The organism is Corynebacterium sp. HMSC062E11 (assembly GCF_001811845.1).
Taxonomy (GTDB): Bacteria; Actinomycetota; Actinomycetes; order Mycobacteriales; family Mycobacteriaceae; genus Corynebacterium; species Corynebacterium hesseae.
In genome coordinates this window covers 41277-66395 of record NZ_KV806832.1, presented here as the reverse complement: position 1 = coordinate 66395, position 25119 = coordinate 41277, and the positions used below count along the sequence as shown (strand labels likewise).

Sequence of the window (25119 nt, the reverse complement as noted above, 5' to 3'; positions counted from 1 at the left end):
AATGCCCTGGCAGAATCGTTTAACGCCAGTCTCAAGCGTGAAGTTCTGCGTGATCGGAAAGTGTTTGACAATCCCATCATCTGCCGCCAAGAAGTCTTCCGATGGTGCATGCGCTACAACACGCGCAGACGGCACTCCTGGTGCAATCTTCTAGCCCCCGATGCCTTCGAAGCACTCACATCAGCTACACTGACTCAAGCAGCATAGCTAACCCCCGACGTGTCTACTTTCCGGGGGTCAGGCCCCTCATGCCTTCGTTAAAAACAAACACTGCTGCTTTATTGTCCACAGAACCAGCAGAAGCTGTTTGGGTCGGTAGACCTAAACCTGCGAGTGGTTTCTCAGATTGTTTGCGAAAATCTGAATCAAAGACAACCAATTGATCCTTATCTGGAGCCACATACCCTTCACCGAGCCTCTCCATCGAAGGGTTATACACCGATGCAAGTTCAGCGAGAGAGTCCACCTCATCAGTGCTCGTTCCAAAAACACAATTGTGATTATTTACGGAAGGAGTCACAGAGACAGCCCTAGCGATCCCGCCCCATTCCCAAGTAGTAAAAGACTTCGATGTCTGTGAACGCTCTTGCGCACACGAAGAAACGACAAGTGCACAGACGCCTAGAGCGCAAACCGCTAGGAGTTTTCGAAGTAGTGCTATGAGCATTGCGCTTTCACTTTCTGGATCTAAGCCCATTTCCCGTCCGTACCGAATTCCGACAGTGCATACAACTGTTTATTCCAGGCCTACCCACGTGGTGGTGTCATCGGTATGCAGCTGCTCTTTCCAGATGGGGACTTCCGCCTTGACGCGGTCGGCGCAGGTCGAAGCAGCCTCGAAGGCGTCCTTGCGGTGCGCGGAGGAAGCGGCGACGAGGAAGGCGGATTCGCCAATTGCTAGTGCTCCAGTCCGGTGCGCGCACCAGAGGCGCACGGCGGGGAAGGCAGCGGCGACCTCGCCGGCAACGCGCTCGATCTCTTCTTGGGCGCTGGGGTGCGCGGTGTAGGTCAGGAGTTTCACACCCCGGCCGGAGTCGTGGTTGCGCACGATGCCGTCGAATACAACGACGGCGCCGGTTTCCGCGGTGGCGATGTCGGGGGCTGAGATAGGCTCAGCGCTGATGTGGGCGCCGAGTAAGCCGAAGTTAGTGCTCATGAATTCCTTCCAGCTGGTTGATGATGTGGTTAAGCACCGGTTCGAGGACCGCGCAGCCGTCCTTGGCCGCACCCGTGGAGCCGGGCAGGGCCATGGCGAAAGTGGACCCGGTGACTCCGGCAACCGTGCGGGAGAGCGCCGCAGTGGGGATGCCGGCGGAGTGCGCGTAGAAGGCGTGGGCCAGGCCGGGGAGCTCGCGCTCGAGGTGTGGGGCGAGTGCTTCGACGGTGCGGTCATCCGGTGTGATGCCGGTGCCGCCGGAAGTGAGGATGACGGAGGAAGATTCGGTGAAGGCGGTGGCCAGGGCGGCGTCGATGTCGGCGTCCGCGACGACGACAGGCTCCGGGGTATCGAAGCCCTGCTCACGCAGGAAGTTCACCAAGATGGGGCCGGAACGGTCCTCGTACTCGCCGGCGGCGGTGCGGGTCGAGGCAACGATAACGAGTGCGCGGCGGGTCATGAGAGTGGGAACACCTCCACGAGGTCGCCGGCTGAAAGATGCGTGTTAGCCGGGATACGGATGAGGGCAGTAGCGCCGATGGCTTGGGACATCAGGTGGGAGCTAGTGCCGCCGAGGAAGGAAGCCTGGGCGGTGCCGTCGGACATGCTGATAGTTCCGCGGCGGAACTGCTCGCGGTTGTTGAGTCCATCCGCGGATTCAACAAGGTGCGCGCGAACCGGTTCCGAGGCATGGCCAAGGGCGGGCGCCAAGTAGAGGCGGAAGCTCACCAACGTGGAGATGGGGTTGCCGGGGAAGCAGACCACGGGGACCTCGCCAAGGCGGGACAGGCCCTGTGGGCCGCCGGGCTGCTGCGCCACATGACCGAACCAGCCATCCTCTTCAAAGATTTGACGGATGACCTCGAATTTTCCGTGGGAGATGCCGCCGGAAGTAACGATGACATCGGGGCGGTGGGTGATGATTGCTTCGGCGAGGTCGGAGCGAAGAGTATCGGGATCGTCGTTCGTGTGCACGAAGCCGGCCGCCTCGATGCCATATTGCGTGGCCAGGGCCGCGAGCATCGGCGCATTGGAATCGGGAATGGTGGCCTCGCCGTCGCCGCCGATTTCCGCGCCACCGGTGCATATGAGGATGCGGGCGGGCGCGTACGTGAGGACCTCGGCCAAGCCTTGGGAGGCGAGGGTGGCGATGGAGGGGGCGTCGAGAAGCGCGTGCTCATTGATGAGGGTTGTGCCGGCCTTGACGTCGGAGCCCGCACGGCGGATGAACTGCTCAGGGGCTGCCGGCACAGTGACCGTGGCGCCCTCTTCCGGGAAGTGCGGGGGCTCGCAGTGCTCGACGGGGACGATGGTGACGGTGCCCTCGGGGATTTTCGCGCCGGTCATGATGGGCAGGGCGGTGCCTTGCTCGAGCGAGCCCGGGGGATCCCCCGCCGCGATAGTGCGGCCGACGGTGAAGGTGCCGCCGTCACATGTGGGAAGCGCATAGCCATCCATCTGCGAATTATCAAAAGGCGGAAGGTCCTGCTCCGCACGGTACGTCGCGGCGGCACGTCGGCTGAAGGCGCTGGTCAGGGGAGTGGACACCACTCGGGGTTGCGGAAGGACCGCGCGAACGGCGGCAAGGTGTTCCTCATAAGTGCGCATCGAGTTCCTTCCTGTCACGGAGGCTGGCATAGTGGCAACCATGGTTGATATACACTACTTTGCCGCAGCCCGCGCCGCCGCAGGGCGCGCGCAAGACACGGCGCAGGCGGCGACCTTGGGGGAGCTGTTGGACGTGTTGCGTGCTCGTCATACCGGCAGCACCGAGGCCGGCATGAGCTTTGCGGAGGTGCTGGAGCGCTGCACATTCCTGGTGGATGGTGCGAGCGCAAAGGAAGACGCCGTGCTTGCCGACGCCTCCCGCGTCGATGTCCTCCCGCCTTTTGCTGGCGGTTAGTTGCGGACCCGCAGCGGGCTGGTGAAGAAGTTCACCACGCTTGAGACAATCGCGAGGACAATCGCGCCGATGATGGCAGCACCCCAGCCGTCGATGACGAGTGAGTCCATGAGCGCGCTGACGAGGAGCAGGACCGCGCCGTTGATGACGAGCGCGAAGAGGCCCAGTGTCAGGCAAGTCAGCGGTGCGCCGAGGAAACGGAGCACCGGGGTGACGACCTCGTTGACGATGATGAAGACCGCCGCGATGAGCAGGAAATTCTGGGTGGTCGCAGGAACGATGTCGATTCCGGGGACAATCGCTACCACGGCCCAGAAGGCCACCGCGACGGCAATGACGTTGAGTGCAAAATTGATAAATGTCTTCACAACTGCACTCTAACGCGGAAACTAGCCCTCTGCACCGAAGGCCGCGTCCCAGGCCTTGAGCAGCGTTTCAGTTTCCTCCGCCGTGGTGACGGTGATGCGCACGCCCTCAGGGAAGGCACGGACCAAGACGTCATTGTCGGCGAGCTTGGCCGCGACATCCTGCGGGGAGCCCAGCTTCGCAATGGAGTCGGCGGCGAACCAGATGTGGTTGGCCTGGGACTCCGGAACGCCAAAGTCCGCGAAGTGCTCCACCAGGCGGTCGCGCTGCTCAACGGTCTCGTCGGTGCGCTCGCGCAGCTCCTTCTGAGCGGCCAGCGAGGCCGCTGCACCAACCTGCGCCACCGAGTTCACGGAGAAGGGGATGGCCACCTTGCTCAGTGCCTCGATGATCTTGGCGTTGCCGAAGGCATAGCCCAAACGGATGCCGGCCAGGCCATAAGCCTTGGAGAAGGTGCGCAGGCCAATGACGTTGTCGTGGGTGTGGACATAGTCGGTGGCCAGCGGGACGGCATCGTTGCGGTTGTATTCGATGTAGGCCTCATCGAGCGCCACGATGACGTCCTTCGGAACCTTGGCCAAGAAGGCGTCGAACTCTTCCTTGGTGATGATGGAACCGGTGGGGTTATTCGGGTTGCACACGAAGATCAGGCGGGTCTTGTCCGTGATGGCAGCCGCCATGGCCTCCAAGTCCACGCGGTGATCTGCGGTGAGCGGAACCTTGACCGGGGTGGCACCCACGACCTGCGCGAAGATGGGATAAGCCTCGAAGGAGCGCCACGGGAAGACAATCTCATCACCGGGCACCGAGGTGATCTGCACCAGCTGCTGGCAAATCGCGGAAGAACCCGCGCCGGTGGTGACCTGCTCAGGGCTAACGCCAAGGTTTTCGGCGAGTGCCTTGCGGATTTCCACCGCACCCATATCCGGGTAGCGGTTAACGTGCGCGACGGCAGTCTCCATGGCCTTCAGCGCGCCGGGCAGCGGCTCCTGGGTTGCCTCGTTGGAGGAGAGCTTCAAGGCGTGCTCGGCATTCTTGCCGGGGACGTAGACGGGTAGGGAGGAAAGGTCTGGTCGAATCATGTTCTCCACCTTAGGCGTTGCGGGGGCCGCGGGGACCGAAGTCGAATTCTGCAGTTTGCGGGCCGAAGGCCTGAAGTCCCTTCGGCGCGTCGAAAGCGTCGAGGCGCACCTCAAGGAAGGCGCCGCGCTCCGGGTGGGCGGCGATGTCCTCTAGGGCCTTCGCTAATTCGCCTTCGGTCGATGCCACGTAGGACTCCATCGTGGTGTCCCTCATGAACACCTTCGGCAGAGCCGTGTAATCCCACATTTGGATCTCGTTGTACTCGCGCTCCATGCCCAAGATGTAGCGCTCGATGGTGTAGCCATCGTTATTGACCAGCACGATGATGGGCTTGAGGTCCTGACGCACGATGGTGGAGAGCTCCTGGGTGGTGAGCTGGAAGGAGCCATCACCGATGAAGAGGACGTGGCGGCGCTCCGGGTTAGCCAGCTGCGAACCGAGGACGCACGGCAGGGTAAAGCCGATGGAACCCCAGATGGTGGAGTTAATGTACTGCACGCCCTCGGGCATGCGCTGCTGGCCCAGACCGATATTGGAGGTGCCGGCCTCGGCGATGACCACGTCATCTTCCTGGATGAAGCCGAGCATCTGCGGCCAGATGCGCTCCTGGGTCAGCGGGGCATCCGGGTTCGGCTCGAAGGGCTCGGGCTCGAAAGCCGCGCTTGTCGATGCCCCAGCTTCCGGGATGCGGTCGAGGAGGACGTCGAGAAGCTCCAGCGTATTGATGCCCACGAAGTACTCGCCGTCAGCGTTGAGGTGCTGGTCGCCGAAGTTATAGACGCGGGCATCGGCCAGGTTGTGGGTGAAGGAGCCGGAGTTGACCTCGATGAAGCGCGGGTTTGTGGTGACCAGGAAGTCGGACTTTTCGATGCGCTCCTGCACGCCCGGGGCAGAGGCCGCGCCGTTATAGGTGCCGATGAAGAGGGGGTGGCGCTCGGACAGGATGGCCTTGCCGGAGGAGAGCTGGGAGTAGGGCAGCTGGGCCTTGTCGATGATGGCGCGGAATTTCTCCGTGAAACCGTGGCGGTTGGTGTCCTGGTCGATGAGGATGATCGGGTCCTTGGCCTTCGCGAGGCGTTCGAGCACGTAGTCCGCAGCGGCGTTCAGGCGCTCGGGATCGGAGGGGGCGAGCTCGGTGGAGAAAGGCTCGTCGGGGACCTCGATGGTCAGGTGAGTGATATCGGAAGGAATCTGGATGTGCACTGGGCGCTTTTCGCGCAGGCAGGTGTGCAGGGCGCGGTCGAATTCCTCGACCACGTTCATGGGGGACACACGCGTGGCCACCTCGGTGAAGGGGGCGAAGGAATCCAGCATGTTGGCAAAGTCGCCGTCGGCAAGCGAGTGGTGCAGGTTCCAGCGGAACTCCGTGGCGTACTGCGGCGGCGCGCCCGCCAGCGACACCAGCGGGACGTGCTCGGCGCGGGCACCGGCGATGCCGTTGAGGGCGGAAAGCTCGCCCACGCCATAGGTGGTGAGCAGGCAGCCCACACCTTTCTGGCGGGCATAGCCGTCGGCGGCATAGGCGGCGTTGAGCTCGTTGCAGGCGCCGACGAAGCGGATGCCCTCGGAGGCCTCAATCTGCTCGAGGAAGCTCAGGTTGAAGTCACCGGGCACGCCGATGATTTCAGTAATACCGATGGCCTTGAGGCGGTCCAGGATGAAATCACCAATGGTGGTCTGCATGAGAGGGTCCTTTCTATTTGTTTCGGGCGTCGTGGCGCTTCTTGCCTAGCCAGATGAGGGCCAAGGCCACAATCCAACAGGGTAGGACAATGGCGCCGGTGCGGTAGTCGGGCAACATGAACATCAAAACGATGACGAGAGCGAAGAAGGCCAAGCACAGGTAGTTAGCGATGGGGTAGAGGGGCGCGCGGAAGGCGGCGTTCGGGCAGCGCTTGCGGAAGTTCAGGTGTGCTACGGCAATGGCGGACCAGGAGATGAGCTCCGCGCCGACGATGATGGCGAGGAGAACGATCAGGATCTTGCCCTCGAAGAGGAAGTTAAGCAGCACAGCAGAACCCATGAGCAGGGCGTTGAAAAGCAGAGCGCGAACCGGCACGCCCTTGGCGCTGACGGAATTGAAGAAGGGCGGAGCTTGGCCGCCGCGGGAAAGATCCCGCAGCATGCGCGCGCCGGAGAAGGTCATGGTGTTGAACACGGAGACGGCGGCAACGAGCACGATGAGGTTGAGGCCCGTGGCCGCGGCACTAATTCCCAGGGTGCTCAGCGCGCGCACGAAGGGCGAGGTGGAGGTATCGAGCTCATTCCACGGGGCGAGCAGCACGATGATGCCGATGCCGCCGACGTAGAAGATGAGAATGCGCCAGATCACGTTGTTGATGGCCTTGGGCAGGCTCTTGGCGGGATCTTGGGCCTCGCCCGCGGCAGTACCAATGGAGATGATGCCGCCGAAGGAGAAAATCACCGCGACGAGGGAGAAGAGCACACCGGCGGCACCGTTGGGGAAGAAGCCTCCGTGCTCGGTGATATTGCTCAAGCCGAGGGCGGGCTCCGGGGTAAGGCCGAAGACGATGGCCGCGCCGACGACGATCATGAGGATGAGTGCGACGACCTTGATGAGGGAGAGCCAGAACTCCGCCTCGGCAAAGGCCCCGACGTGCACCAGGTTGATGGCGGTGACGATGACGAGCGCGACGAGGGCGGTGAGCCAGTGCGGGATGCCAGGGAACCAGAAGTCCATGATGGTGCCCGCGGCGGTGAGCTCCACCATGCCGACGACGATGGTGGTGAACCACCAGTTCCAGCCGGTGACAAAGCCGGCGATGGGCCCGATGTATTCGCGGGCGTAGGCGCTGAAGGAGCCGGCGACGGGGTGCTCCACGGCCATCTCACCGAGCATGCGCATGATGAGGAAGATGATGAAGCCGCCGATGGCGTAGGCGGCGATAACGCCGGGACCGGCCTCCTGGATGGAGGCACCGGAGCCCAAGAAGAGGCCCGTGCCGATGCACGAGCCGAAGGCGATCATTTGCAGGTGGCGCGATTTCATGCCGCGCTGCAGGCCATCGTCTGTGCTGGCGTTGTCGCTGGCGACAACGTCCTGCGCCCGGACGGAATTGTTGGTTGTGGTCATGTAGACGCCCTTCATGAACGTATATGTGTGACGTGGGTCATTTAGCTGTAGGAGATTATTGCGCAGCACAGTTTTGTTTGTCACTAGACAATATTCGGAAGTATCTTTGACATATGTCAAAAGTGACACCCCCGCAGCTGACGAGCATCCAGGATATCGTCGACGAATGCGCCCAGATCTTGCAGCGCTCCGTTGAGGTGACTACCCCCGCCATTGCGGTGATTGCGGCTAGTGCGCAAATCGGTGCCATCGATAAGAACCGCGCGGCCTCCATCCTTAATCGCACCCCGCCCCCGGAGCCCATCCCGTGGATGCTCAGCTTCGGAATCCAAGAGGCTGTGCTGCCCGTGCGCCTGCCCGCTAACCCGCGCTATGACATGCTGCCCCGTGTAGTCATTCCCTTGCGTCACGAGGACAGGCTGGTGGGTTATCTGTGGATTATTGATGAGCCCGCGCTGGGCGACGCCCCCTTGGTCCACCTGGATTCATTGCTTGCGCCCCTTGCCAGGCTTATCGACGCACGCGATGCACCCCTCGCTGCCCGCGCCCAACAGCTCGGCGAGCTGGCCCGCGAGGTGCTCACAGGTGATCCGGCTGCGCTGGCCGGTGCGCGGGAGCGCGATCTCTTGCCCTCCGATGGTGAGCTGACCGTGCATCGCGTGCTGGTGGAAGGCGATCAGCGTGCGGTGGCCGTGGAGCTTGCGCGCCCCTTGGTGCGCCGGCCCTTCTTGGTCGCGGATTCTCACGATTCCCTCGTGCTCATTGAGTGCTGCCGCGACGACAAGGACACCGAGGCTCTCATGGAGGAGCTGCAGAGTGCCGCGCTTGTCACCGGCGCTGAGGTGGTGGCGCGTGGCTCGGCACCGACGGCCCCGCAAGCGCGACTCATGGCGGACGTGGCTAAGCTCTGTGGCCTAGATTCGCTCCGCTGGGAAGATGCCGGCGCGTGGCGGCTGCTGCGCGGGTGGGAGCTGACCCCGGCAACCGTGATGGAGATGAGCCCGGATGCCGCCGTGCTTCTCGACGACCCCCGAAACTCCTACTGGCACACCCTGCTGACCTATTTTGAGCATTCCCGCAACGTCTCCGCGACCGCCGCTGCACTCTACATTCACCGCGCCACGCTGCACTATCGCCTCGACCGCGTCCGTGAGATTCTCGGGCCCGGCGTGCTGGATGATGGCTGGCGCTGCGCGGCTCTCTACGTTGCCCTTAAGCTGCATGCGGCGCTTCAGGGAAAGAATAGGGAAGCCCCATTTTGTCCCTAGGGGAAGCGCTCAGGTAGAGTGATGGACGATTCATTGCGAATCGCTGGAGACGTGCCAGAGCGGCCGAATGGGGCTCCCTGCTAAGGAGTTGACTTACTTGCGTAGGTCCGGAGGTTCAAATCCTCTCGTCTCCGCAAACTACAGAACCCGAGTCATCGTTTCACCGGTGGCTCGGGATTTTACGTTTTCAGTTCCTTCGTATGCCGACAGCCCGTGAGCAGGGAACTTAGAATGAAGGCGCTGACCTTAATCTGTGCTGGCTGGGAGCGTCATGGAGTTACTAAAAGAGCCAATTTGGGATGTGGAAAGTAACGCGAACATCGATCCCGATGAGAGCTTTGTTCGAATTAGGCTGCATGAAGACAGCGTTGTAGCTGAATTTACTATTGCCGAGCTGTGTAGTTTCTTTGGAATTAACGGTTTCGATTGCTTGCAGCGACAATTCAAGGCTTGGTATGGCTTGAACGCTTTCGCGTGGGATTCAAAAGGTAAAGTTCACTGTGAACAGATCCCTTTCTCCGAATATTTTGCTCTTTCCAAAATTCATGAGTGCTATTCCCCGCAGCCACTTCCCGAAGCAACGAACGGTGTAGTGAGGTGGGGGATGAAAAAGAAGTAATTATCGGGCGAATGTGCTTGATGGCGAAATGGGGGCAGGGTGGTTCCGAAGAATTATTGGTCACCTAGTTCAGCACTTGCGTCCTGTGGCTGCGAGGCACTCTAAAACCGGAAGGGCCGCTTTAGCGCAAGCTTCTTCTGCAGGATACCCATTCGTGCTTTCGGTAATATTGGTAACGGGAATTTGCTCAGCTACAGATTTTTTGTCCCCAAAAGTATTCAATAACGTGATCTAAGGAGAAAAATGATCGACTCTCAAACTGGATGGTTTTTTGTTCACGCTAGTGTGAAGGTTATTCCAGTCCTCGGCGGTAAGGTGCTATTGGGGCTTAATCCTAGGGGGGATTGGGAGCTACTCGGAGGCTGGCCGGACAGGGGAGACTTATCGCTTCGCGAGACAGCTCAGCGCGAGTTGAAAGAAGAGGCAAATTTAGAGACTCTCCCCGATACCCTAGTAGATGCGTTTCTTCTAAGAGATCCGAAAGTGGAAAATCCGGTTGCGATTATCGCATATGGGGTCACCGTGTCATTGAATGAAGGGATTGATATTAGTGAAAGCATCGAGCATGAAAAGCTAGGTTTATTTGGAAAGGATGAGATTTCGGGTTTGCAAAATCTCTTGCCGGAATATAAGACCGTGATTTTGAAATATCTGGAGATGGGTGGAAATAACAAAAGCTAGTCAATATAAACAGAGGCTCGACAGAGATCCTTCCGAAGGTCTTAAGCGAAAGCTATCGGCTGATGAGGTGATGAAGTTGACGAACGAACTTGGAGACTGGCGTTCGTTTACTGCAGTCCCAGAGAAAATTAGAGAGTATTCTGAGGAACCAAGTTTTCGTGCTGCGTTGTCTGCCTTTTCAGATATGGATAGTGGAAATAAGCGTCAAACTTTACAGGGGATTTGCCAAGTTACCATTGAGCCTGATGGCAGAGTTTTAGGTGCCTGTTGCCACAACATCCAGGAGCTCAATTGTTTCATGCCGATTCAGAGCACTACTTAGCCACTGTTGAGCGGGTTCATGTTGTGGTGCTGCGGAGTGGAAGGCATGAACGAGAATGTTGACATCAGGAATGATCATCGAGCGCCGCCCACACGGCTTCCTTGTCGCTGAGATCAACTAGAGCTGGTCCGCCGCAATCGAAGGAGGGGAGGTTTATCGTGGTGCACATACCTTTAGGGTAAAAAGCATCAAGTCATCAATCAAGGGGTGCAATGATGCATCTGCCTTCAGGAAGCCGTGAAAGGTTGACTGGTGTCTTAATTCAGTGCGAGCGTCAGGATCAGTACTCCGATGGAGAGTGCGAGCATGCCTAAGCAGTTGATCCAGAATGCGCTACCGAGGAAGTGGGCGCGGACATGGGCTGCTGCGGCTGCGCAGAAGTATGCGATGACGCCAACCATGGTTGCAATTCCTACGCCGGGGAACCAGAGGCCGGCAATGAGTCCTGCGGCGGCGAGATACTTGATGACAATGAGCGCCCACCACCAGTCCTTGGGGAGTTTGACGCCGCTGAGGCAGGCTTCGATAAAGGGGACTGGTTTGAGGGAGAGGGCGGCGTCGCCAAGCAGGATGGCAGCCAGTAGCAGGGAGGGCCAAGCGGGGGAGGATTCTAGGATCATTGGGTTACTCCGAATGCGGTGTTGAGGCGTTCGATGGATGAGGCGGCTTGGGAGGTGAGTTGTTCGGTGTCGTAGAGGCCCGCGGCCCACCCGATGAGAAAGCCGAGGTAGACGTTGTATAGCAGGTTGGAGTACTCGGCTGCATCGTCACTGTTGAGTCTGGAGCCAAGGCGCAGGGTGATTTCATCGGTCAGGAGTGTTTTGAGCGCGGTGAGTGCTTCGCCTTGATTTCCTTGTTGGATGAGTGCCGCGCCGAACGCACGGGAGAGTTCTTCGTGGCCGGTGAACATCTGGAGGAATGGCTTGAGGACATCGAGGAGGCTATCGGATTGCCCCCGAATCTCGTCGTGGAGCTCTGAAATGTGTTGGCCAATGGTGCGGATGAGCAGCGTTTGTTTGTCGCCGACTCCCATGACGGTTCCCACGCTGACGCCAGCCTCGGATGCGATGGTCCGGATGCTGGTGGTGGCGTAGCCCTGGGTGAGGAAGAGATCGTAGGCGGTGGCCAGGACCTTGCTGTCGGTGCCAGCTTTGGCGGCCGAACGCGATGGGTGAACGTGTTCAGTGAACATGTTCAAAAGGGTAGCTCTTGATGGCTTCGGGGTCAATGACGCCGAAGTGTTGACAGTTGGCGCTAGGCCAGCGCGGGGAAGACGCGGTCGCGCAACAGATGCGCAAGTTCGCGGTCGGGTGCAGCTGGGTTGACCCAGGCGGTGTCGCCGATTTCGGCGGCGGCGTGGGGCTCGTCGGTGGTGACGGTGCGTGTGCAGGTGAAGATGGTGCCGACAATGACAGAAGCAGCAGGTAGGCCGAAGCCTAAAGGAGGCTAAATGTCAGCAGGGCGAATTGCGGCAAGATACGCCCTCTTGCGGGCTCTCGCAAGGATTTTTGGGGAAGTGTATACGTTCGTCTACGGTTTCCATTTTTTGCTTCCAAATTTGTCTACCACATGTAACTCTAGGGGGTGTCCGAGTTCTCGGCCATCTTCTCGCGAAAGGGATAAGGGCATGTATTGCCCCAAGAAATGTGCGCCTCTGGTAGTGCTGATTGCGGCAGTATCAGTTCTCGCTCCAGTTAAAGCACTTCCTCAGCGGGTTGGTTTTTGAAAACTATCGTTGCACTAAATGGCGAAGGTTTTAGGGTAGCGTGCTTGGAATTTCGCCATATGGACGTTGCTGAACTGTCTGGAGAGCAGTCAAAGAGAATCTACCGGTTAGGGAGAATAATTTATGTGGAAAAAAATCTTGGCCACTATTGGCGTTATTCTGATGACGCTTTCCGTTTATGTTCAATGGCCGTATGCTGTCACGATTGCTCTAGCAGTTTTGGTCATTGTCCTTGTGTTTCTTCCCAGCGGGAAGAAGTAAATGCCTGAGTAGGGGTGGGTATTTCAGCGGACCTGCCTCTGTCTTATGTTGATGAGCCGAGAAAATGGGCGCGGAGGTGCGCTGCTACAGATGCGTAGAAACAGGCGATGCGGCCTGTGGCTTCGAGATGCAATTTACGAAAACGTACCTACCCAGCCAGCGCGGGGAAGACGCGGTCACGCAACAGGTGCGCAAGCTCGCGGTCGGGTGCTGTTGGGTTGACCCAGGCGGTGTCCCCGATTTCGGCGGCGGCGTGGGGTTCGTCGGTGGTGACGGTGCGGGTGTAGGTGAAGATGGTGCCGACGACGACCTCGCCCGGTTCGTTGGCGGCGGGAGCGTCGAAGGTGCCGAGTTTGTTGAGGCTCTCGGCGTCGAGGGTGAGGCCTACTTCTTCGGCAACTTCGCGCAGGGCGGCGTCGACAAGCGCCTCGCCCGCCTCGGGCTTGCCGCCGGGCAGTTGGTACTTGGTGGAGGACTTCTTGCGCACGGTAAGCACGTGGCCTTGTGGGTTGCGGATGACGACGGCTGCTACTTCAATCATGGCTGCTGATTGTAGGCGGCCTAGAGCAGCGGCAGGAGCACGAGGGCGAGATTGAGTGCGATGACCAGCGCGGCAAGCGTCCAGCCCACGGCCATAGACCAGGGTTTCGCGGCGAACTCACCCATGACGTCCCGGGAGCCGGCATAGCGGAAAAGCGGGATGATGGCGAAGGGGATGCCCAGGGAAAGAAGTGCCTGGCTGACCACCAGTGCCATAGTGGGGTCGACCCCGCAGCCGATGATGACCAGCGCCGGGATGAGCGTGACCAGGCGGCGGACTAGTAGGGGGACCTTGATGTGAAGCAGGCCGTCCATGATTTCGGAGCCGGCGTAGGCGCCCACTGACGTCGAGGCGAGGCCGCTGGCCAGCAGGCCGATGGCGAAGAGAACGCCGGCCAGCGGGCCGAGGTGGCTGGCAATCGCCGTGTGGGCCCCGGAGATGGTCTCTGTGCCGTCCACGCCGTAGAGGGCCGAGCCCGCCAGGACCAGCAGGCCCACGTTGACGAGCCCGGCGATGGACAGCGCCACGGCGATGTCCGCGCGGGTGCCGGCCAGCACGTGGGGGATTTCCAGGTCGGGGTAGCGCTGCTTGGTCAGGGAGGAGTGTAGGTAAATGGCGTGCGGCATGACGGTGGCGCCCAACATGGAGGCGGCCAGCAGGATGCTGTCCTTGCCCTCTAGGCGGGGGATGAGGCCGCCGGCCACGTCGGCGGGGTCGGGCGGGGCGATGGCGAGGCCGGCAAGGAAGCCGATGCAGATGACCAGGAGCAGGCCGATGACAAGCCCCTCGAACCACTGGTTCTTCTTCTGGAAGATGAGGAGAATGATGGAGACCGCGCCGATGATGAGCGCGCCCGCGAACAGGGGGAGGTTGAAGAGGAGTTGCAGGGCAATGGCGCCGCCGATGACTTCGGCGAGGTCGGTGGCCGCGGCGATGAGCTCGGCCTGGGCCCACATGCCTAGGCGCGCGCGGCGGGAGAGACGCTCGCCCATGATTTCCGGCAGGGAGCGGTGGGTGACTAGGCCCAGTTTGGCGGAGTGGTACTGGATGAACATGGCCATGAGGTTGGCCACGACGAGTACCCACACCAGGAGGTAGCCGTAGTGGGAGCCGGCGCTGATGTTGGCGGCTACGTTGCCGGGGTCGACGTAAGCCACTGCAGCAACGAAGGCGGGGCCGGTGAGGCTGATTAAGGTCTTACGCATAGGCATCTCCATACCAAAAGTTCAACTACTTGAAGTCTAGTTTTCATCGCCATATGTTCAAGCCAGGGGTTTGATCCGGCAAACCATGTTAAAGTTTATTTGTTAATTATTTAAATTACTTTATGTATTTTGGCTGGTTAGAGACAGGGAGGTGCAACGGGTACACTGCCTTCAGTGCGCCAAAGTTGGAAGATTTTTATCAGAGATGTAGCCAGGCTTGGCCGCGTCCCCAGGGCGTGGATCATCCTCATCGGGCTCGTCATCACCCCCGCGTTGTATTCATGGGTTAACATCGCGGCTTTTCGTGACCCCTACGGCCATACCAACAACATCAAGGTGGCCGTGGTTAACGAGGATAAGGGTGCTAACAACGAGCTGACGGGGAAGATAGATGTCGGCAGTGAGGTCATTGAGAAACTCAAAAAGAATGACCAGCTAGGCTGGCAATTCCTCGAGCGCGATGAAGCCGAGAAAGCCCTTTTAGAGGGGGACGTGTATGCCTCGGTGACGATTCCTGAGGACTTCAGCGAAAACCTCGTGAGCATGCTCGACGGGAAGTTCACGCAGCCGCAGCTGGTCTACCGTGTTAACGAGAAGAATAACGCCATCGCCGTGAAGATCACGGATACCGGTGCCAAAGGTCTGGACAAGCAGATCACTGCGGCCTTCAAGGAGCAGGTGGCCACTGTCGCGGCGGAGAACGTCAAGGACACCGGTACCGACTTCGAGCGAAAAGTCACGCGGGCGATGAACAACACCAGCTCCGCGTTCGGGGAGACCGCGCAGGAGATCGATGGCAACCGCGAGAACCTCGCGCGGATCCAGGGAAAGCTTGACGCCGCCGCTGATTCCACGTTGGGAGCCAAGTCCACGGTGGCTGATGTGAGCACCGCGCTGGGCGACGCCCAAACAGCCCTCGCCGAGGTCTCCTCCCTAGTCGAGCAGGCCCAAGGGGGCATCGGTGACTTCACCGACCAGACCACCGGTGCCTTCGTCAGTGGTGCAAGTGCGGTGGCGGACGGTACCGCCAAGGCGCAGGAATCCATCGCGGATGTCACAGCTGGCCTGAACCAGGCCGGTGACCGTTTCGATTACGCCACGCAGCGGGCGAACACTGCTATTGACGCGAGTGCGGAATCGATTGCGCAGCTTAAAGCCCTGCGCGATTCCGCAACGCTTTCACCGCAGGTGGCCAAGGAAATTGATGACGCCATCCAGCGCCTTGATGAGGGCAATGAATCCAACCGTCAGCTGGTGGGGAACCTGACTGCGCTGAGCAAGGATACCCAGGCCGCAGCGGACAATGTCCAGGCTAGTGCGGAGGCCATCAACCAGGCGGCGGCCGATACAAAGGCCACCTCGCAAACACTGCGCGATACCGTGACGACGGCCGTGCCGGAGATCAACCGTGCCATGAGCAGCCTGAGCTCCACGGCGAGCGCTTTGAGCTCCACCCTGGAAGCACAGAAGGGAACCATGCAGGAGGCCGATGGCCTCCTGGACGGCGTGGCCAAGCAGCTGCGAGCGACGAAGGACACCTTGTCCGATTTCGATACCAACCTCCTGGCCCTCCAGGACAGTTTGAGCGCTATGCAGGGCGATGTAGGCTCGCTGCGTGCCGCGATGAACTCCAAAGTCGTTCAAAATGTCACCGGGCTGGACGCGGAAGAAATCGGTAAATTCTTTGCGGAGCCCATCGAGCTGAAGACCGAAACCGTGTACCCGGTGGACAGCTACGGCTCCGCCATGGCGGCGTTGTTTACTAACCTCTCTCTGTGGATTGGTGCCTTCGTCCTCATGGTGATCTTCCGGGTTGAGGTCGATAAGGAGGGCTTCGACCGCATCACGGTGGGCCAGGCCTACTTGGGCCGCTTCCTCCTCATGGCCCTGATGGTCATCATCCAGGCCGTCACGGTGACCGTGGGTGATCTGCTCATCGGCGTGCAGACCGTGAACGCGCCTGCCTTCATCCTGACGGGTGTGCTCGTGGGATTGGCCTACTTGAGCATTATCTATGGGTTGTCGACGTCCCTGGGTCACCTCGGCCGCGGCCTCTGCGTGGTCTTTGCCATCATTCAGATTCCAGGTGCGTCGGGCCTGTACCCGATTGAGCTGCTGCCCAGCTTCTTCCACAGCATCTACCCGCTGCTTCCGTTCACGTACGGCATTGACGCCATGCGCGAAACCATCGGCGGGTTCTACGGCGACCATTACTTCAAGAAGATGGGCGTGCTCGCCTTCATGTTCATTCTCTTCTTCGTCTTCGGCCTTCTACTGCGCAAGGCGTTGGCGCACTTCAACGTCATCTTCAACCGCGAGCTGAAGGACTCCGAGCTCTTCGACTATGAAAACGTGCAGGTTGTGGGCTCCGGCTACCGCATCGCGGACGTCATCCAGGCGCTGGATAGCCGCAGTGGCCTCAAGAGGGATTTGGACCGCCGCGCTCATAACTGGGGCTATTGGCTCAAGATGGTGGCCATCGCGGGCGTTGTCGGCGTGGTCATCCTCATCGTCGTCTCGGGCCTCTTGCCCGACCAGAAGCCGCTGCTCTTGGGTATTTGGACGGCGTGGTGCTTCCTCATCATTGTCGCCGCGGTCACCCTGGAATACCTGCGCATCAGTCTGAAGCAGTCCGCGGAGCTCGTGACGCTGGATGAAGATGACCTTATTCATCCGTCCCGCATCGGCGCAGAGTCCACGGAGGGGGATAACTAATGCGTGGAACACTCGATCTTTTCCTCAACGATATCCGCACCGCATGCCGCAACGTGATGAGCGCGGTGATGCTCGTGGGTCTCGTCGTCATTCCGATGCTGTTCACGTGGTTTAACGTGTTGGCTAGCTGGGATCCCTTTGATAACACCAGCCAGCTCAAGGTGGCGGTGGCCAGCAAGGACACCGGCTATGAGAGCGATCTTTTGCCGGTGCCCATCAACGTTGGCGACCAAGTACTCAATGAGCTGCGCGCGAACGATCAGCTGGATTGGGTTGTGACCACCTCTGATGAGGCGATTGAAGGTACCAAGTCCGGCGAGTATTACGCAGCCATCGTGCTCCCCGAAGATTTCAGTACCGACATGATGAACTTCTACACGGATGGTTCCCAGCCCGCGGATTTGTCCTTCTACATGAATGAGAAGAAGAACGCGCTGGCGCCGAAGATCACCGGTCAAGGCGCAGAGGGGGTGTCAGCCCAGGTTGCCGAGGCTTTCACGACGACGGTCGGTAACGTGTCCTTCGATCTGGTCACCTCACTCTCCGATTTCTTGAGCAAGGGCGATACCAAGGCTGTATTGGACCGGATGCAGGCGCGCGCGGATGGCGTGCAGACTCAGCTGGATATGGCGGCGCGTACCGCGCGTTCCCTCGCTGGCCTCGTGGATACTGCGGTTCCGCTCATGGAAAGCGCCCAGCGCATTGCGGACTCGGCGGACCTGAAGCTGCCGGAGATTCAGTCTTCCTCACTGAACGTGTCCACGGATGCGCTGCAGCAATCGCTCGATGCCACCAGCGCTAGTTATGACGTGGTGCGCCAACGCATTGATGCGCTTTACGCCGACGCCTCCGCCTCCCGCGCCGACCGCGTCGCCGCGCTCAACACCTTGGCCGGCCAGGTAGAAGGCACCATTGCCCAGTATCAGAACCTGCACGGCCACATTGAGGCCCTGCCAATTCCTGCCGGGGATAAAGAGAAGGCGCTCAGCCGTATCGAGGAGGCCATCGACGCGCAGCGCACTCTCCACGCGCGCCTCACTGCGGCCGCGAATGCTCCCGAACCCACGAAGCCGGATCTCTCCAGCATCGACAATGCCAAGAAGGCAGTGGAGGGAATCTCCACCTCTGGTCTGCGTGAATCCTTGCGCGCGCTGCAGGATTCCCTGGGCCAGGTAAGCGCGGATCTGGATACCGCGAAGACTCCCGTCACCATTGATTCCTCTTCCCTGACGGATGCTCGGGATGCAGTACAGAAGCTCGCCTCTGGCCTGCAGGATAAGGCCAACAAGTTCGGCGACCTGCGGAAGGATATCGACTCCGCTGCGGCATCTGGTGACCTGAAGAAGCTGGCGGACCTCATCGGTTCCGATCCGGACGCTCTGGCGCACGCGATTGCGGCTCCGGTGGACGTCGACAGGCAAGCGGTCTACCCAGTCAAGAGTTTCGGTGCCGGCATGACACCCATGTACACGGCGCTGGCGCTGTGGGTCGGCGCGCTGCTGACTGCGGTGAGCGTGCGCACGGATGTGGTGGATAAGGATACATATTCGCCGATGCAGCGCTTCTTCGGCCGCTTCGGAATGTTTGCCGCGGTTGGCCTCGTGCAGTCGACGATGCTGATTCTGGGCCTCATCTTCTTCGTGGGCATTGAGCCCGCGCACCCGATTCTCATGCTGTTGGCGGGCTGGGTTAGCTCGCTCATCTTTATGCTGATTTGCTACACCTTCGTGGTGTCCTTCGCCAACGCGGGCAAGGCCCTAGCGGTGCTCATGCTGGTGGTCCAAGTATCGTCGTCGGGCGGTGCCTACCCCTTGCAGGTGCTCCCGGACTGGTTCCAGAACATTAGCCCGTGGCTGCCGGCGACCTATACCATCCGTGCTTTCCGCGCGGCTATCGCCGGAACCTACCACGGTGATTACTGGCTGGCGTTGCTGTGCCTGCTGCTCTTTGCTGTACCGATGCTTGTTCTGGGCGTGGTCTTCCACAAGCCGTTGGAGAAATTCACCAACGGCTGGGTGGAGACCTTGGACAAGACCAAGCTGATGTAGCGCCTATTTCTTGGCGTAGGCGCTGCTTTCGGGGTTGTCGATTGTGGAGTGAGTGCGGCTGTCATGTAGGAAGAGCATGGCAACCACACCCAGCGCCGCCATGACAGTGACATAAATGGGGAAGGCGTTAGCATGACCGGCGTTCTTTAGACCCAGAGCGACGTATTCGGCCGAGCCGCCGAAGAGCGAGTTGCCTACGGCGTAGGTGAATCCCACGCCGAGGCCGCGGATGTAGGTGGGGAACATCTCGGCTTTGAGAATTCCGGAAATCGAGGTGTAGCCGCTTTCGAAGACGAAGATGAGAATGATGACTGCCCCGGCGCCGATCAGAGTGGATTGGGCTTCCAGGAGCATGAAGGCGGGGATGGTGCCGACCGTGGATGCCACACCGAAAATGAGGATGGTGTTCTTGCGGCCGATCTTGTCAGAAAGCAAGCCTGTCAGCGGCTGCAGGATCATAAAGACGAAGAGGCATACTGTCATCGTCCGGGCAACGTCGCCTTTGGCAAAACCACCCGTATTGATGAGGAACTTCTGCATGTATGTGGTGTAGGTGTAGAAGGTCAGTGAGCCGATTGCGGTAATACCAAGGACGACCCAGAACGAGCGCGGGTGCTGCATGAGTTGGCGAAGTGTTCCGGCTCCCTCCTCACTGCGCTCGGTGCTCGACGTCGTTTCTTCAAGACCGTTTCGTAGCCAGAGGCTTACCACAGCGGCGAGTGCACCGATTACGAAAGGCAGGCGCCACCACCCATTTGTGATTGCTTCTTCTCCCAGCGTGGAGGTCATGATGACGGCGAGGAGGCTGGCCAGCAATTGCCCGCCGATGAGCGTGACGTATTGGAAGGAGGAGTAGAAGCCGCGGCGTCCTGAGGAAGCAATCTCAGACATGTAGGTGGCCGTTGCTCCGTACTCACCACCCACGGAGAGTCCCTGGATGCAGCGCACGATGAGCATCAGTACTGGAGCCCAGGCGCCAACGGTCGCCGCGGTGGGCAAGGCCGCAAAGAGGAGGGAGCCGGCGCACATCATGATGATGGCGATCAGCATTGAGCGCTTGCGACCATAGCGGTCGGCGATGCGCCCGAAGACGTAACCGCCGATAGGGCGCATGAGGAACCCGACAAAGAAGACGCCCGCAGACTTCATGAGCGCACCGGTTTCACCAGTGCCGCTGAAGAACTGGTCTGCAAAATAGACGCTGAAGAAGGCGTAGATATAAAAATCAAACCATTCCACAAGGTTGCCGCTGGATGCGGCGAGAATAGCCTTGATGGTTGGCCATTCGATTCTTGGTTTGGCAGCTTCAGCGCCGTCCGCCGTGTGCGTGGTCGCTTTATGATCCATGGTGGCCTCGCTTTCATATCCGGGTAAAGGGCCGATTCGTTCCTAATACCTGTCGTTCGATTGTCTAATGGGAAACTACCTTTCGGGCAGTTATTACAAAAGATATAACTATAAAATTGCCGGCAAATTCACAGGGAATGGGGGTGATTTAAGAGGGCGCGAAGCGTAGTGTGAAGCGCTGTGAAACGCGGTCATTTCTTGGGCCCGGCTCGGCTCACCGCCGTGGGCTTTATCCTGCTCATCCTCGTGGGAACGCTGCTGCTGATGCTGCCGATTTCCGCCAACGTTCCGCAGTGGACCCCGTTCCTGCCAGCGCTTTTTACGGCGACCTCGGCGGTCTCTTTGACGGGTCTGGTGGTGGAGGACACCGGGACCTATTGGACGTCCTTCGGCCAAGCGGTCATCATCGCGCTCATCCAGCTGGGAGGGCTGGGCATCATGAGTTTGGCGTCGCTGTCGGGCATGCTGTTGACCGGCCGTATCAGCTTCAAAGCCCGCCGGACCATGGCTGCGGAGGGCCGCGCCGTGGCCTCCGGCGGCATTCGCCGCGCGCTCTTGCTTACCGTGGTCATGACCCTGATCTGCGAGGCCATCGTCGCTGTGTTCATCGGCGTGCGCCTAGCCACCGAGCATGGTGTGGCACCTGGGCGCGCAGCGTGGGAAGGAGTATTCCACGCCATTTCGGCCTTCAATAACGCAGGGTTTAGTACCTATTCAGACAGCGTTATCTCCTTCGCTGCTGATGGCTGGATTCTTCTTCCCCTTGCCTTCGCCCTGATCATCGGTGGCTTGGGTTATCCCATGCTGGCGGAGTTCGTGCGACGGGCCCGCGCACGGCTAACGCGCTGGCGCGGCGGCACGCCGCGCATTCACCGCATGTCCATGACCGCCCGGATGACGCTGGGCGCCACCGCGTTCTTGTTGCTTAGTGGCACCGTGATCTTCTTCCTCTCTGAGGGCTCCGGTGTGCTGAACGGGATGCCGTTGGGCCAGAAGCTCATCAACGCCTTCTTCATGAGCGCTTCGCCCCGAACGGCAGGTTTTAACGCCATCGACTATGGGGAAGCACACCCGTTGACGCTGATGGTTACGGACATCCTGATGTTTATCGGCGGTGGTTCCGCCGGTACGGCGGGTGGCATCAAGGTCACCACAGCCTGCGTGCTGGGCGCCGCCATGATCTCGGAATTCTTGGGCCGCGAGGACACGTCTATCGGGCACCGCCGCTTGCCGCTGTCCACCTTCCGGCAGGCCCTCGCGCTAACGGCCGCCGGAATGATCGTCGTTGCCGTAGGCGTGGCGACGCTGCGCGTCTGGGATCCCGAGTTCACCGCGGACCAGGTCACGTTCGAAGTCATGTCCGCCTTCGCCACCGTGGGTTTGTCCACGGGTATTACTGCAAGTTTGTCCGCACCATCGCAGCTCATGCTGTGTCTCATCATGTACGTTGGCCGCGTAGGCCCTACCACCTTCGTGGCGGCACTGGCCGCCCGGACTATTAGCCTGCGCTACCGCTACCCCGAAGAAAGGCCGTTCATTGGCTAACATGTTCAGCGCCCTGCGGCGTGAAAAGTCTTCCATCAATATCCCGCCGGTCGTCGTCATTGGTATGGGGCGGTTCGGTTCTTCCCTAGCCCGTGAACTGATGGAGCACGGCGTGGAGGTTCTTGGCATCGATGCCGAGGAGAAACACGTGCGCGAATATGCCGCGTATCTCACCGAGGCGGTGACCGCGGATACGACCGACGCCGAGGCCCTCCGCCAGCTGGGCGTTGATGAAGTGGAACGCGTGGTCGTGGCCATCGGCTCCGACTTGGAGGATTCCATCCTCACCGCCTCGAACTTGGTGGAACTGGGGGTAGGCGATATCTGGGCCAAGGCGGATTCGGATGCGCACGCCCGTATCCTGCGCCAACTGGGAGTGCACCACGTTATCCGCCCAGAGCGCGATACTGGTCGCCGCGTGGCGCACCTGCTGGGTGGTCGCTTCGAGGATTTTGCGGAGATCGCCACTGATTATGGCGTGACGGCGATGACCCCGCCGGCGTCGATAAGCAAGCACCCGCTCAACCTGCACCAGGTGTGGGAAGCACACAACGTTCAGCTCATCTCCCGCTGTGAGGGGCCTGGCCAGTGGCGCCCGCTTGTCGACGGCACCGAGCTCACCCACCGCGACCTCATCGTCGTCGCCGGTAGCCCCGCGGATCTGGAGGCCTTCTCGCAGTCTTAAGCGCGGCGCTTGGGGTGCTGCGCGCTGTGGAATGAAGCGTCGGACGCTACAGTAGCGCCTATGACGAAGGCACGTTTCCCGGGCTCGGTGTATGGAACAGGGGAGGAACCCGACCCGCGCTTCAGCATGGCCAATGAGCGCACGTTCTTGGCCTGGATCCGCACGTCGCTGGCCTTTATTGCCGGTGGTGTGGCCCTGGAGACCTTCGAGCTGCCGTTGAACACGACGCTGACTCGCGTCGTCTCCGTCATCATGCTGATCGTGGCCATCGTCCTGCCGGCGGTGGCATGGTTTCACTGGGGTGCTTCGGAACGAGCGATGCGCCATGGGCGTCCGCTCCCGGCCAGCCCGGCGTTGGCGTTGATTGTTGGTGTGGTGATCATCATCGGCCTGATGATTCTGGTGGGCGAGCTGCTAGCGTGAGCGAGCTTTTTGATCCTGGCCTCCAACCCGAGCGCACCCGCCTGGCCTGGCAGCGCACGGGGCTCGCGGGCCTTGTTGCGGGTTTGCTTGTCGTGCGTTCCATTGCGCCATGGGCCGCCCTGATTGTCGGGGTAGTGGTGGCCGTTGTGTTGTGGCTGGCCACCGCTAAGCTCCGCCATGTTGACGAGATCCTGGCTCGGACCGAATCACCTGCCCTGCCCGGAGCTCCGGCGCTTGCCGCCGTTGCGCTGGGGACGATGCTCCTCGGGGCAGTTGCCTTCGCCGCTATCTGGTAGCGGTGCTCAACGCGAATCTTAAAGGGGTTGCCCACACATTGGTGAGAATTCTTTGCAGCTAATCTGCAAAAAGTTTTGCAAACAGGGGTGAATTTGGTTCTTTAGTGGGGGTAATGAGACGAAAGTGTTTGTTGGTTGTCTGTGGTCTCGATAGCCTGAACGTGTAGGCCCATTCGGTGATCCCGATAACTCTCTCGGCTGAATGGGGGCTGGTTAACCAGGAAAAGGAGGGGGCAGATGACTACCCCGCAAACTCACGTCTCAACCGCGCACACGGAGGGCGAGGACGATCGCGGTGTCGACCGCAAAGACTGGCGCCGCATGGCCATTGGCCTCATTGTCGGTCTCGCATTGGCCATACTCGTGTGGTTCATCTTCCCCAGCAACGCTGTCGACACGGTATTGGAATCCCCCGGCGCCAAGGATGACGCCGAATACACCCAGGGTGCATTGCGTGCTGTAGCCGCGGTGACCATTCTGATGGGCGTGTGGTGGATGACGGAGGCCATTCCGTTGGCCGCTACGGCACTGTTGCCGTTGGTTATCTTCCCGCTAGCTGGTGTGGGTGCCATTAAGGAAGTCGGTGCACCGTATGCCTCCGCCACTATCTTCCTGTTCATGGGGGGCTTCCTTATTGCCCTTGCGCTTCAGCGCTGGAACCTTCACCGCCGCCTTGCACTTTACGTGGTGAAGCTGATTGGTACCTCGCCCAAGCGTCTCATTTTGGGCTTTATGGTGGCTACTGGATTCTTGTCCATGTGGGTCTCTAACACTGCAACCGCCGTGGTTATGCTGCCGATTGGTACGTCAGTGCTAGCGCTGACTGCGGAGACCGTTGGTGGTTGGGATAAGCAGAAGAAGTTTGCCACTGCTCTCATGCTTGGTATCGCGTACTCGGCGTCCATTGGCTCGCTGGGCACGCTCATCGGCACCCCGCCGAATGCCTTCCTCAATGCGTATATGGCGGATACCTGGGGTGTGACCCTCGGCTTTGGTCGCTGGATGGCTGTAGGTGTGCCGCTGGCCGCCATTTTCCTGCTCATCGCGTGGTTCCTGCTCATCACCATCTTTCAGCCGGAGATGAAGGAGATTCCGGGTGGGCGCGAGCTTATTGATGAGGAAATTGAGGCCCTCGGCCCGTGGACCCGCCCCCAAATCATGACGGGTATTATCTTCCTGCTCGCCGCCGCTTCCTGGGTGGCCCTGCCGCTCGTGCTTAAGGAATTCGACAACTACGATGACGCCATCGTAGGTATTGCAGCCGGTATTCTGCTTTTCATCTTGCCGGCGGACAACGAGCGCCGTATCCGCCTCCTAGACTGGGAGACGGCGAACGAGATGCCGTGGGACGTGCTTCTCTTGTTTGGTGGTGGCCTATCGCTTTCGGCAATGTTCAATCAGTCTGGCCTGTCCCTATGGATTGGTGAGATGGCTAAGGGGCTTAGCGTCCTGCCGGTCGTGCTCATCGTGGCTGCCGTGGCTGCGCTGGTGCTCTTCCTTACGGAAATCACTTCTAACACCGCAACTGCCGCGACCTTCATTCCGATCATGGGCGGCGTCGCGGTGGGCGTTGGTCTGACCGCTGACGGTGACGTCAACGTCCTCCTCCTCACCATCCCGGTGGCACTCGCGGCAACGTGTGCATTCATGTTGCCCGTGGCTACCCCGCCGAACGCCATTGCGTACGGCTCTGGCTACGTCAAGATTGGTGAAATGATTAAGGGCGGTCTGGGTCTCAATATCATCGGCATCTTCCTCATTACCCTGACCGTTTACCTGCTGGCGGTGCCTATTTTCGGCCTCGCGGTCTAGCTGGCGTAGCCATCCCTTGATGA

25 protein-coding genes and 1 tRNA gene are annotated in these 25119 nt (G+C 60.0%); 13 read left to right on the top strand and 13 right to left on the bottom strand.

Annotated elements, in window-relative coordinates:
* Window positions 1–207 (top strand): integrase core domain-containing protein (locus HMPREF2822_RS13085; RefSeq protein ID WP_083306848.1); only part of this gene is annotated, 207 nt, incomplete at its 5' end.
* A 16-nt stretch (window positions 208–223) separates the two neighbouring features.
* Here the strand turns inward: HMPREF2822_RS13085 and HMPREF2822_RS13370 are convergent.
* The 4 genes from HMPREF2822_RS13370 to HMPREF2822_RS11085 all read right to left on the bottom strand — a co-directional run bounded on the left by HMPREF2822_RS13370 (window position 224) and on the right by HMPREF2822_RS11085 (window position 2764).
* Window positions 224–520 carry a hypothetical protein gene (locus tag HMPREF2822_RS13370; protein ID WP_158014590.1) on the bottom strand — a complete coding sequence of 99 codons (297 nt, stop codon included), beginning with the start codon at window positions 518–520 and terminating at the stop codon, window positions 224–226.
* A gap of 216 nt (window positions 521–736) precedes the next feature.
* Complete coding sequence (locus tag HMPREF2822_RS11095) at window positions 737–1156, bottom strand: molybdenum cofactor biosynthesis protein MoaE (protein ID WP_070524625.1); 420 nt, start codon at window positions 1154–1156, stop codon at window positions 737–739.
* Complete coding sequence (locus HMPREF2822_RS11090; protein ID WP_070524623.1) at window positions 1146–1616, bottom strand: MogA/MoaB family molybdenum cofactor biosynthesis protein; 471 nt, start codon at window positions 1614–1616, stop codon at window positions 1146–1148. Before HMPREF2822_RS11090 ends, HMPREF2822_RS11095 begins: the two co-directional genes overlap by 11 nt.
* Window positions 1613–2764, bottom strand: a complete 1152-nt coding sequence (locus HMPREF2822_RS11085; protein ID WP_070524620.1) for a molybdopterin molybdotransferase MoeA — start codon at window positions 2762–2764, stop codon at window positions 1613–1615. Before HMPREF2822_RS11085 ends, HMPREF2822_RS11090 begins: the two co-directional genes overlap by 4 nt.
* Window positions 2765–2804: 40 nt before the next feature.
* Here HMPREF2822_RS11085 and HMPREF2822_RS11080 point away from each other — a divergent pair, with 40 nt between their 5' ends.
* Window positions 2805–3059: a MoaD/ThiS family protein gene (locus HMPREF2822_RS11080; RefSeq protein WP_070524618.1), complete on the top strand. Its 255-nt coding sequence runs from the start codon at window positions 2805–2807 to the stop codon at window positions 3057–3059.
* Here HMPREF2822_RS11080 and HMPREF2822_RS11075 read toward each other — a convergent pair.
* From HMPREF2822_RS11075 to HMPREF2822_RS11060, 4 genes are read right to left on the bottom strand one after another with little or no spacing between them, the layout of a single operon-like run.
* A complete protein-coding gene (locus HMPREF2822_RS11075; protein WP_070524615.1) occupies window positions 3056–3427 on the bottom strand; it encodes a phage holin family protein in 372 nt (123 codons plus the stop codon). The genes HMPREF2822_RS11080 and HMPREF2822_RS11075 overlap by 4 nt on opposite strands.
* Before the next feature lie 21 nt (window positions 3428–3448).
* Window positions 3449–4507 (bottom strand): histidinol-phosphate transaminase, encoded by a 1059-nt coding sequence (gene hisC, locus HMPREF2822_RS11070; protein WP_070524613.1) that lies wholly within the window; start codon window positions 4505–4507, stop codon window positions 3449–3451.
* A 10-nt stretch (window positions 4508–4517) separates the two neighbouring features.
* On the bottom strand, window positions 4518–6191 hold the full coding sequence (locus tag HMPREF2822_RS11065) for an alpha-keto acid decarboxylase family protein (RefSeq protein ID WP_070524611.1): 1674 nt from the start codon (window positions 6189–6191) through the stop codon (window positions 4518–4520).
* 13 nt (window positions 6192–6204) lie between these two features.
* Window positions 6205–7602, bottom strand: coding sequence for an amino acid permease (locus HMPREF2822_RS11060; protein WP_232755695.1), 1398 nt, complete (start codon window positions 7600–7602; stop codon window positions 6205–6207).
* A gap of 113 nt (window positions 7603–7715) precedes the next feature.
* Here HMPREF2822_RS11060 and HMPREF2822_RS11055 point away from each other — a divergent pair, with 113 nt between their 5' ends.
* The 4 genes from HMPREF2822_RS11055 (at window position 7716) to HMPREF2822_RS11040 (ending at window position 10170) form a co-directional block, all read left to right on the top strand.
* Window positions 7716–8870 (top strand): PucR family transcriptional regulator, encoded by a 1155-nt coding sequence (locus tag HMPREF2822_RS11055; RefSeq protein WP_070524609.1) that lies wholly within the window; start codon window positions 7716–7718, stop codon window positions 8868–8870.
* Window positions 8871–8915: 45 nt separating this feature from the next.
* Window positions 8916–9004: transfer RNA gene (locus tag HMPREF2822_RS11050), tRNA-Ser, on the top strand.
* A 137-nt stretch (window positions 9005–9141) separates the two neighbouring features.
* The gene (locus tag HMPREF2822_RS11045) at window positions 9142–9489 is read left to right on the top strand and encodes a hypothetical protein (protein WP_143335909.1); all 348 of its coding nucleotides are present in this window, start codon (window positions 9142–9144) and stop codon (window positions 9487–9489) included.
* Between the two features lie 243 nt (window positions 9490–9732).
* Window positions 9733–10170 carry an NUDIX domain-containing protein gene (locus tag HMPREF2822_RS11040; RefSeq protein WP_010188359.1) on the top strand — a complete coding sequence of 146 codons (438 nt, stop codon included), beginning with the start codon at window positions 9733–9735 and terminating at the stop codon, window positions 10168–10170.
* 579 nt (window positions 10171–10749) lie between these two features.
* Here the strand turns inward: HMPREF2822_RS11040 and HMPREF2822_RS11035 are convergent.
* The 4 genes from HMPREF2822_RS11035 to HMPREF2822_RS11020 all read right to left on the bottom strand — a co-directional run bounded on the left by HMPREF2822_RS11035 (window position 10750) and on the right by HMPREF2822_RS11020 (window position 14225).
* A complete protein-coding gene (locus tag HMPREF2822_RS11035; RefSeq protein ID WP_010188361.1) occupies window positions 10750–11112 on the bottom strand; it encodes a DoxX family protein in 363 nt (120 codons plus the stop codon).
* Window positions 11109–11684, bottom strand: coding sequence for a TetR/AcrR family transcriptional regulator (locus HMPREF2822_RS11030; RefSeq protein ID WP_010188362.1), 576 nt, complete (start codon window positions 11682–11684; stop codon window positions 11109–11111). The genes HMPREF2822_RS11035 and HMPREF2822_RS11030 overlap by 4 nt, the downstream gene beginning before the upstream one ends.
* 943 nt (window positions 11685–12627) lie before the next feature.
* The gene (locus tag HMPREF2822_RS11025; protein ID WP_070524603.1) at window positions 12628–13020 is read right to left on the bottom strand and encodes an NUDIX hydrolase; all 393 of its coding nucleotides are present in this window, start codon (window positions 13018–13020) and stop codon (window positions 12628–12630) included.
* A gap of 20 nt (window positions 13021–13040) precedes the next feature.
* Window positions 13041–14225, bottom strand: a complete 1185-nt coding sequence (locus HMPREF2822_RS11020; RefSeq protein ID WP_011272788.1) for an Nramp family divalent metal transporter — start codon at window positions 14223–14225, stop codon at window positions 13041–13043.
* Window positions 14226–14399: 174 nt separating this feature from the next.
* Between HMPREF2822_RS11020 and HMPREF2822_RS11015 the strand changes: the two genes are divergently transcribed.
* Both HMPREF2822_RS11015 and HMPREF2822_RS11010 read left to right on the top strand, forming a co-directional pair.
* Entirely contained in the window at window positions 14400–16940 is a 2541-nt protein-coding gene (locus HMPREF2822_RS11015; RefSeq protein ID WP_070524602.1) for a YhgE/Pip domain-containing protein, read from the top strand.
* Window positions 16940–18988, top strand: a complete 2049-nt coding sequence (locus HMPREF2822_RS11010; RefSeq protein WP_070524600.1) for a YhgE/Pip domain-containing protein — start codon at window positions 16940–16942, stop codon at window positions 18986–18988. Before HMPREF2822_RS11015 ends, HMPREF2822_RS11010 begins: the two co-directional genes overlap by 1 nt.
* Window positions 18989–18991: 3 nt before the next feature.
* On the opposite strand, the gene HMPREF2822_RS11005 is transcribed toward HMPREF2822_RS11010, so the two are convergent.
* On the bottom strand, window positions 18992–20335 hold the full coding sequence (locus HMPREF2822_RS11005) for an MFS transporter (RefSeq protein WP_070524598.1): 1344 nt from the start codon (window positions 20333–20335) through the stop codon (window positions 18992–18994).
* A gap of 180 nt (window positions 20336–20515) precedes the next feature.
* On the opposite strand from HMPREF2822_RS11005, the gene HMPREF2822_RS11000 reads away from it, so the two are divergent.
* The 5 genes from HMPREF2822_RS11000 (at window position 20516) to HMPREF2822_RS10980 (ending at window position 25096) form a co-directional block, all read left to right on the top strand.
* The gene (locus HMPREF2822_RS11000; protein ID WP_070524596.1) at window positions 20516–21880 is read left to right on the top strand and encodes a TrkH family potassium uptake protein; all 1365 of its coding nucleotides are present in this window, start codon (window positions 20516–20518) and stop codon (window positions 21878–21880) included.
* Window position 21881: 1 nt separating this feature from the next.
* The gene (locus tag HMPREF2822_RS10995; protein ID WP_070524594.1) at window positions 21882–22565 is read left to right on the top strand and encodes a potassium channel family protein; all 684 of its coding nucleotides are present in this window, start codon (window positions 21882–21884) and stop codon (window positions 22563–22565) included.
* A gap of 60 nt (window positions 22566–22625) precedes the next feature.
* Window positions 22626–22988, top strand: a complete 363-nt coding sequence (locus tag HMPREF2822_RS10990; RefSeq protein WP_070524592.1) for a YidH family protein — start codon at window positions 22626–22628, stop codon at window positions 22986–22988.
* Window positions 22985–23284: a DUF202 domain-containing protein gene (locus tag HMPREF2822_RS10985; RefSeq protein WP_070524591.1), complete on the top strand. Its 300-nt coding sequence runs from the start codon at window positions 22985–22987 to the stop codon at window positions 23282–23284. Before HMPREF2822_RS10990 ends, HMPREF2822_RS10985 begins: the two co-directional genes overlap by 4 nt.
* 237 nt (window positions 23285–23521) lie before the next feature.
* Entirely contained in the window at window positions 23522–25096 is a 1575-nt protein-coding gene (locus HMPREF2822_RS10980) for an SLC13 family permease (protein ID WP_070524590.1), read from the top strand.
* The last annotated feature ends 23 nt before the right edge of the window (window positions 25097–25119 follow it).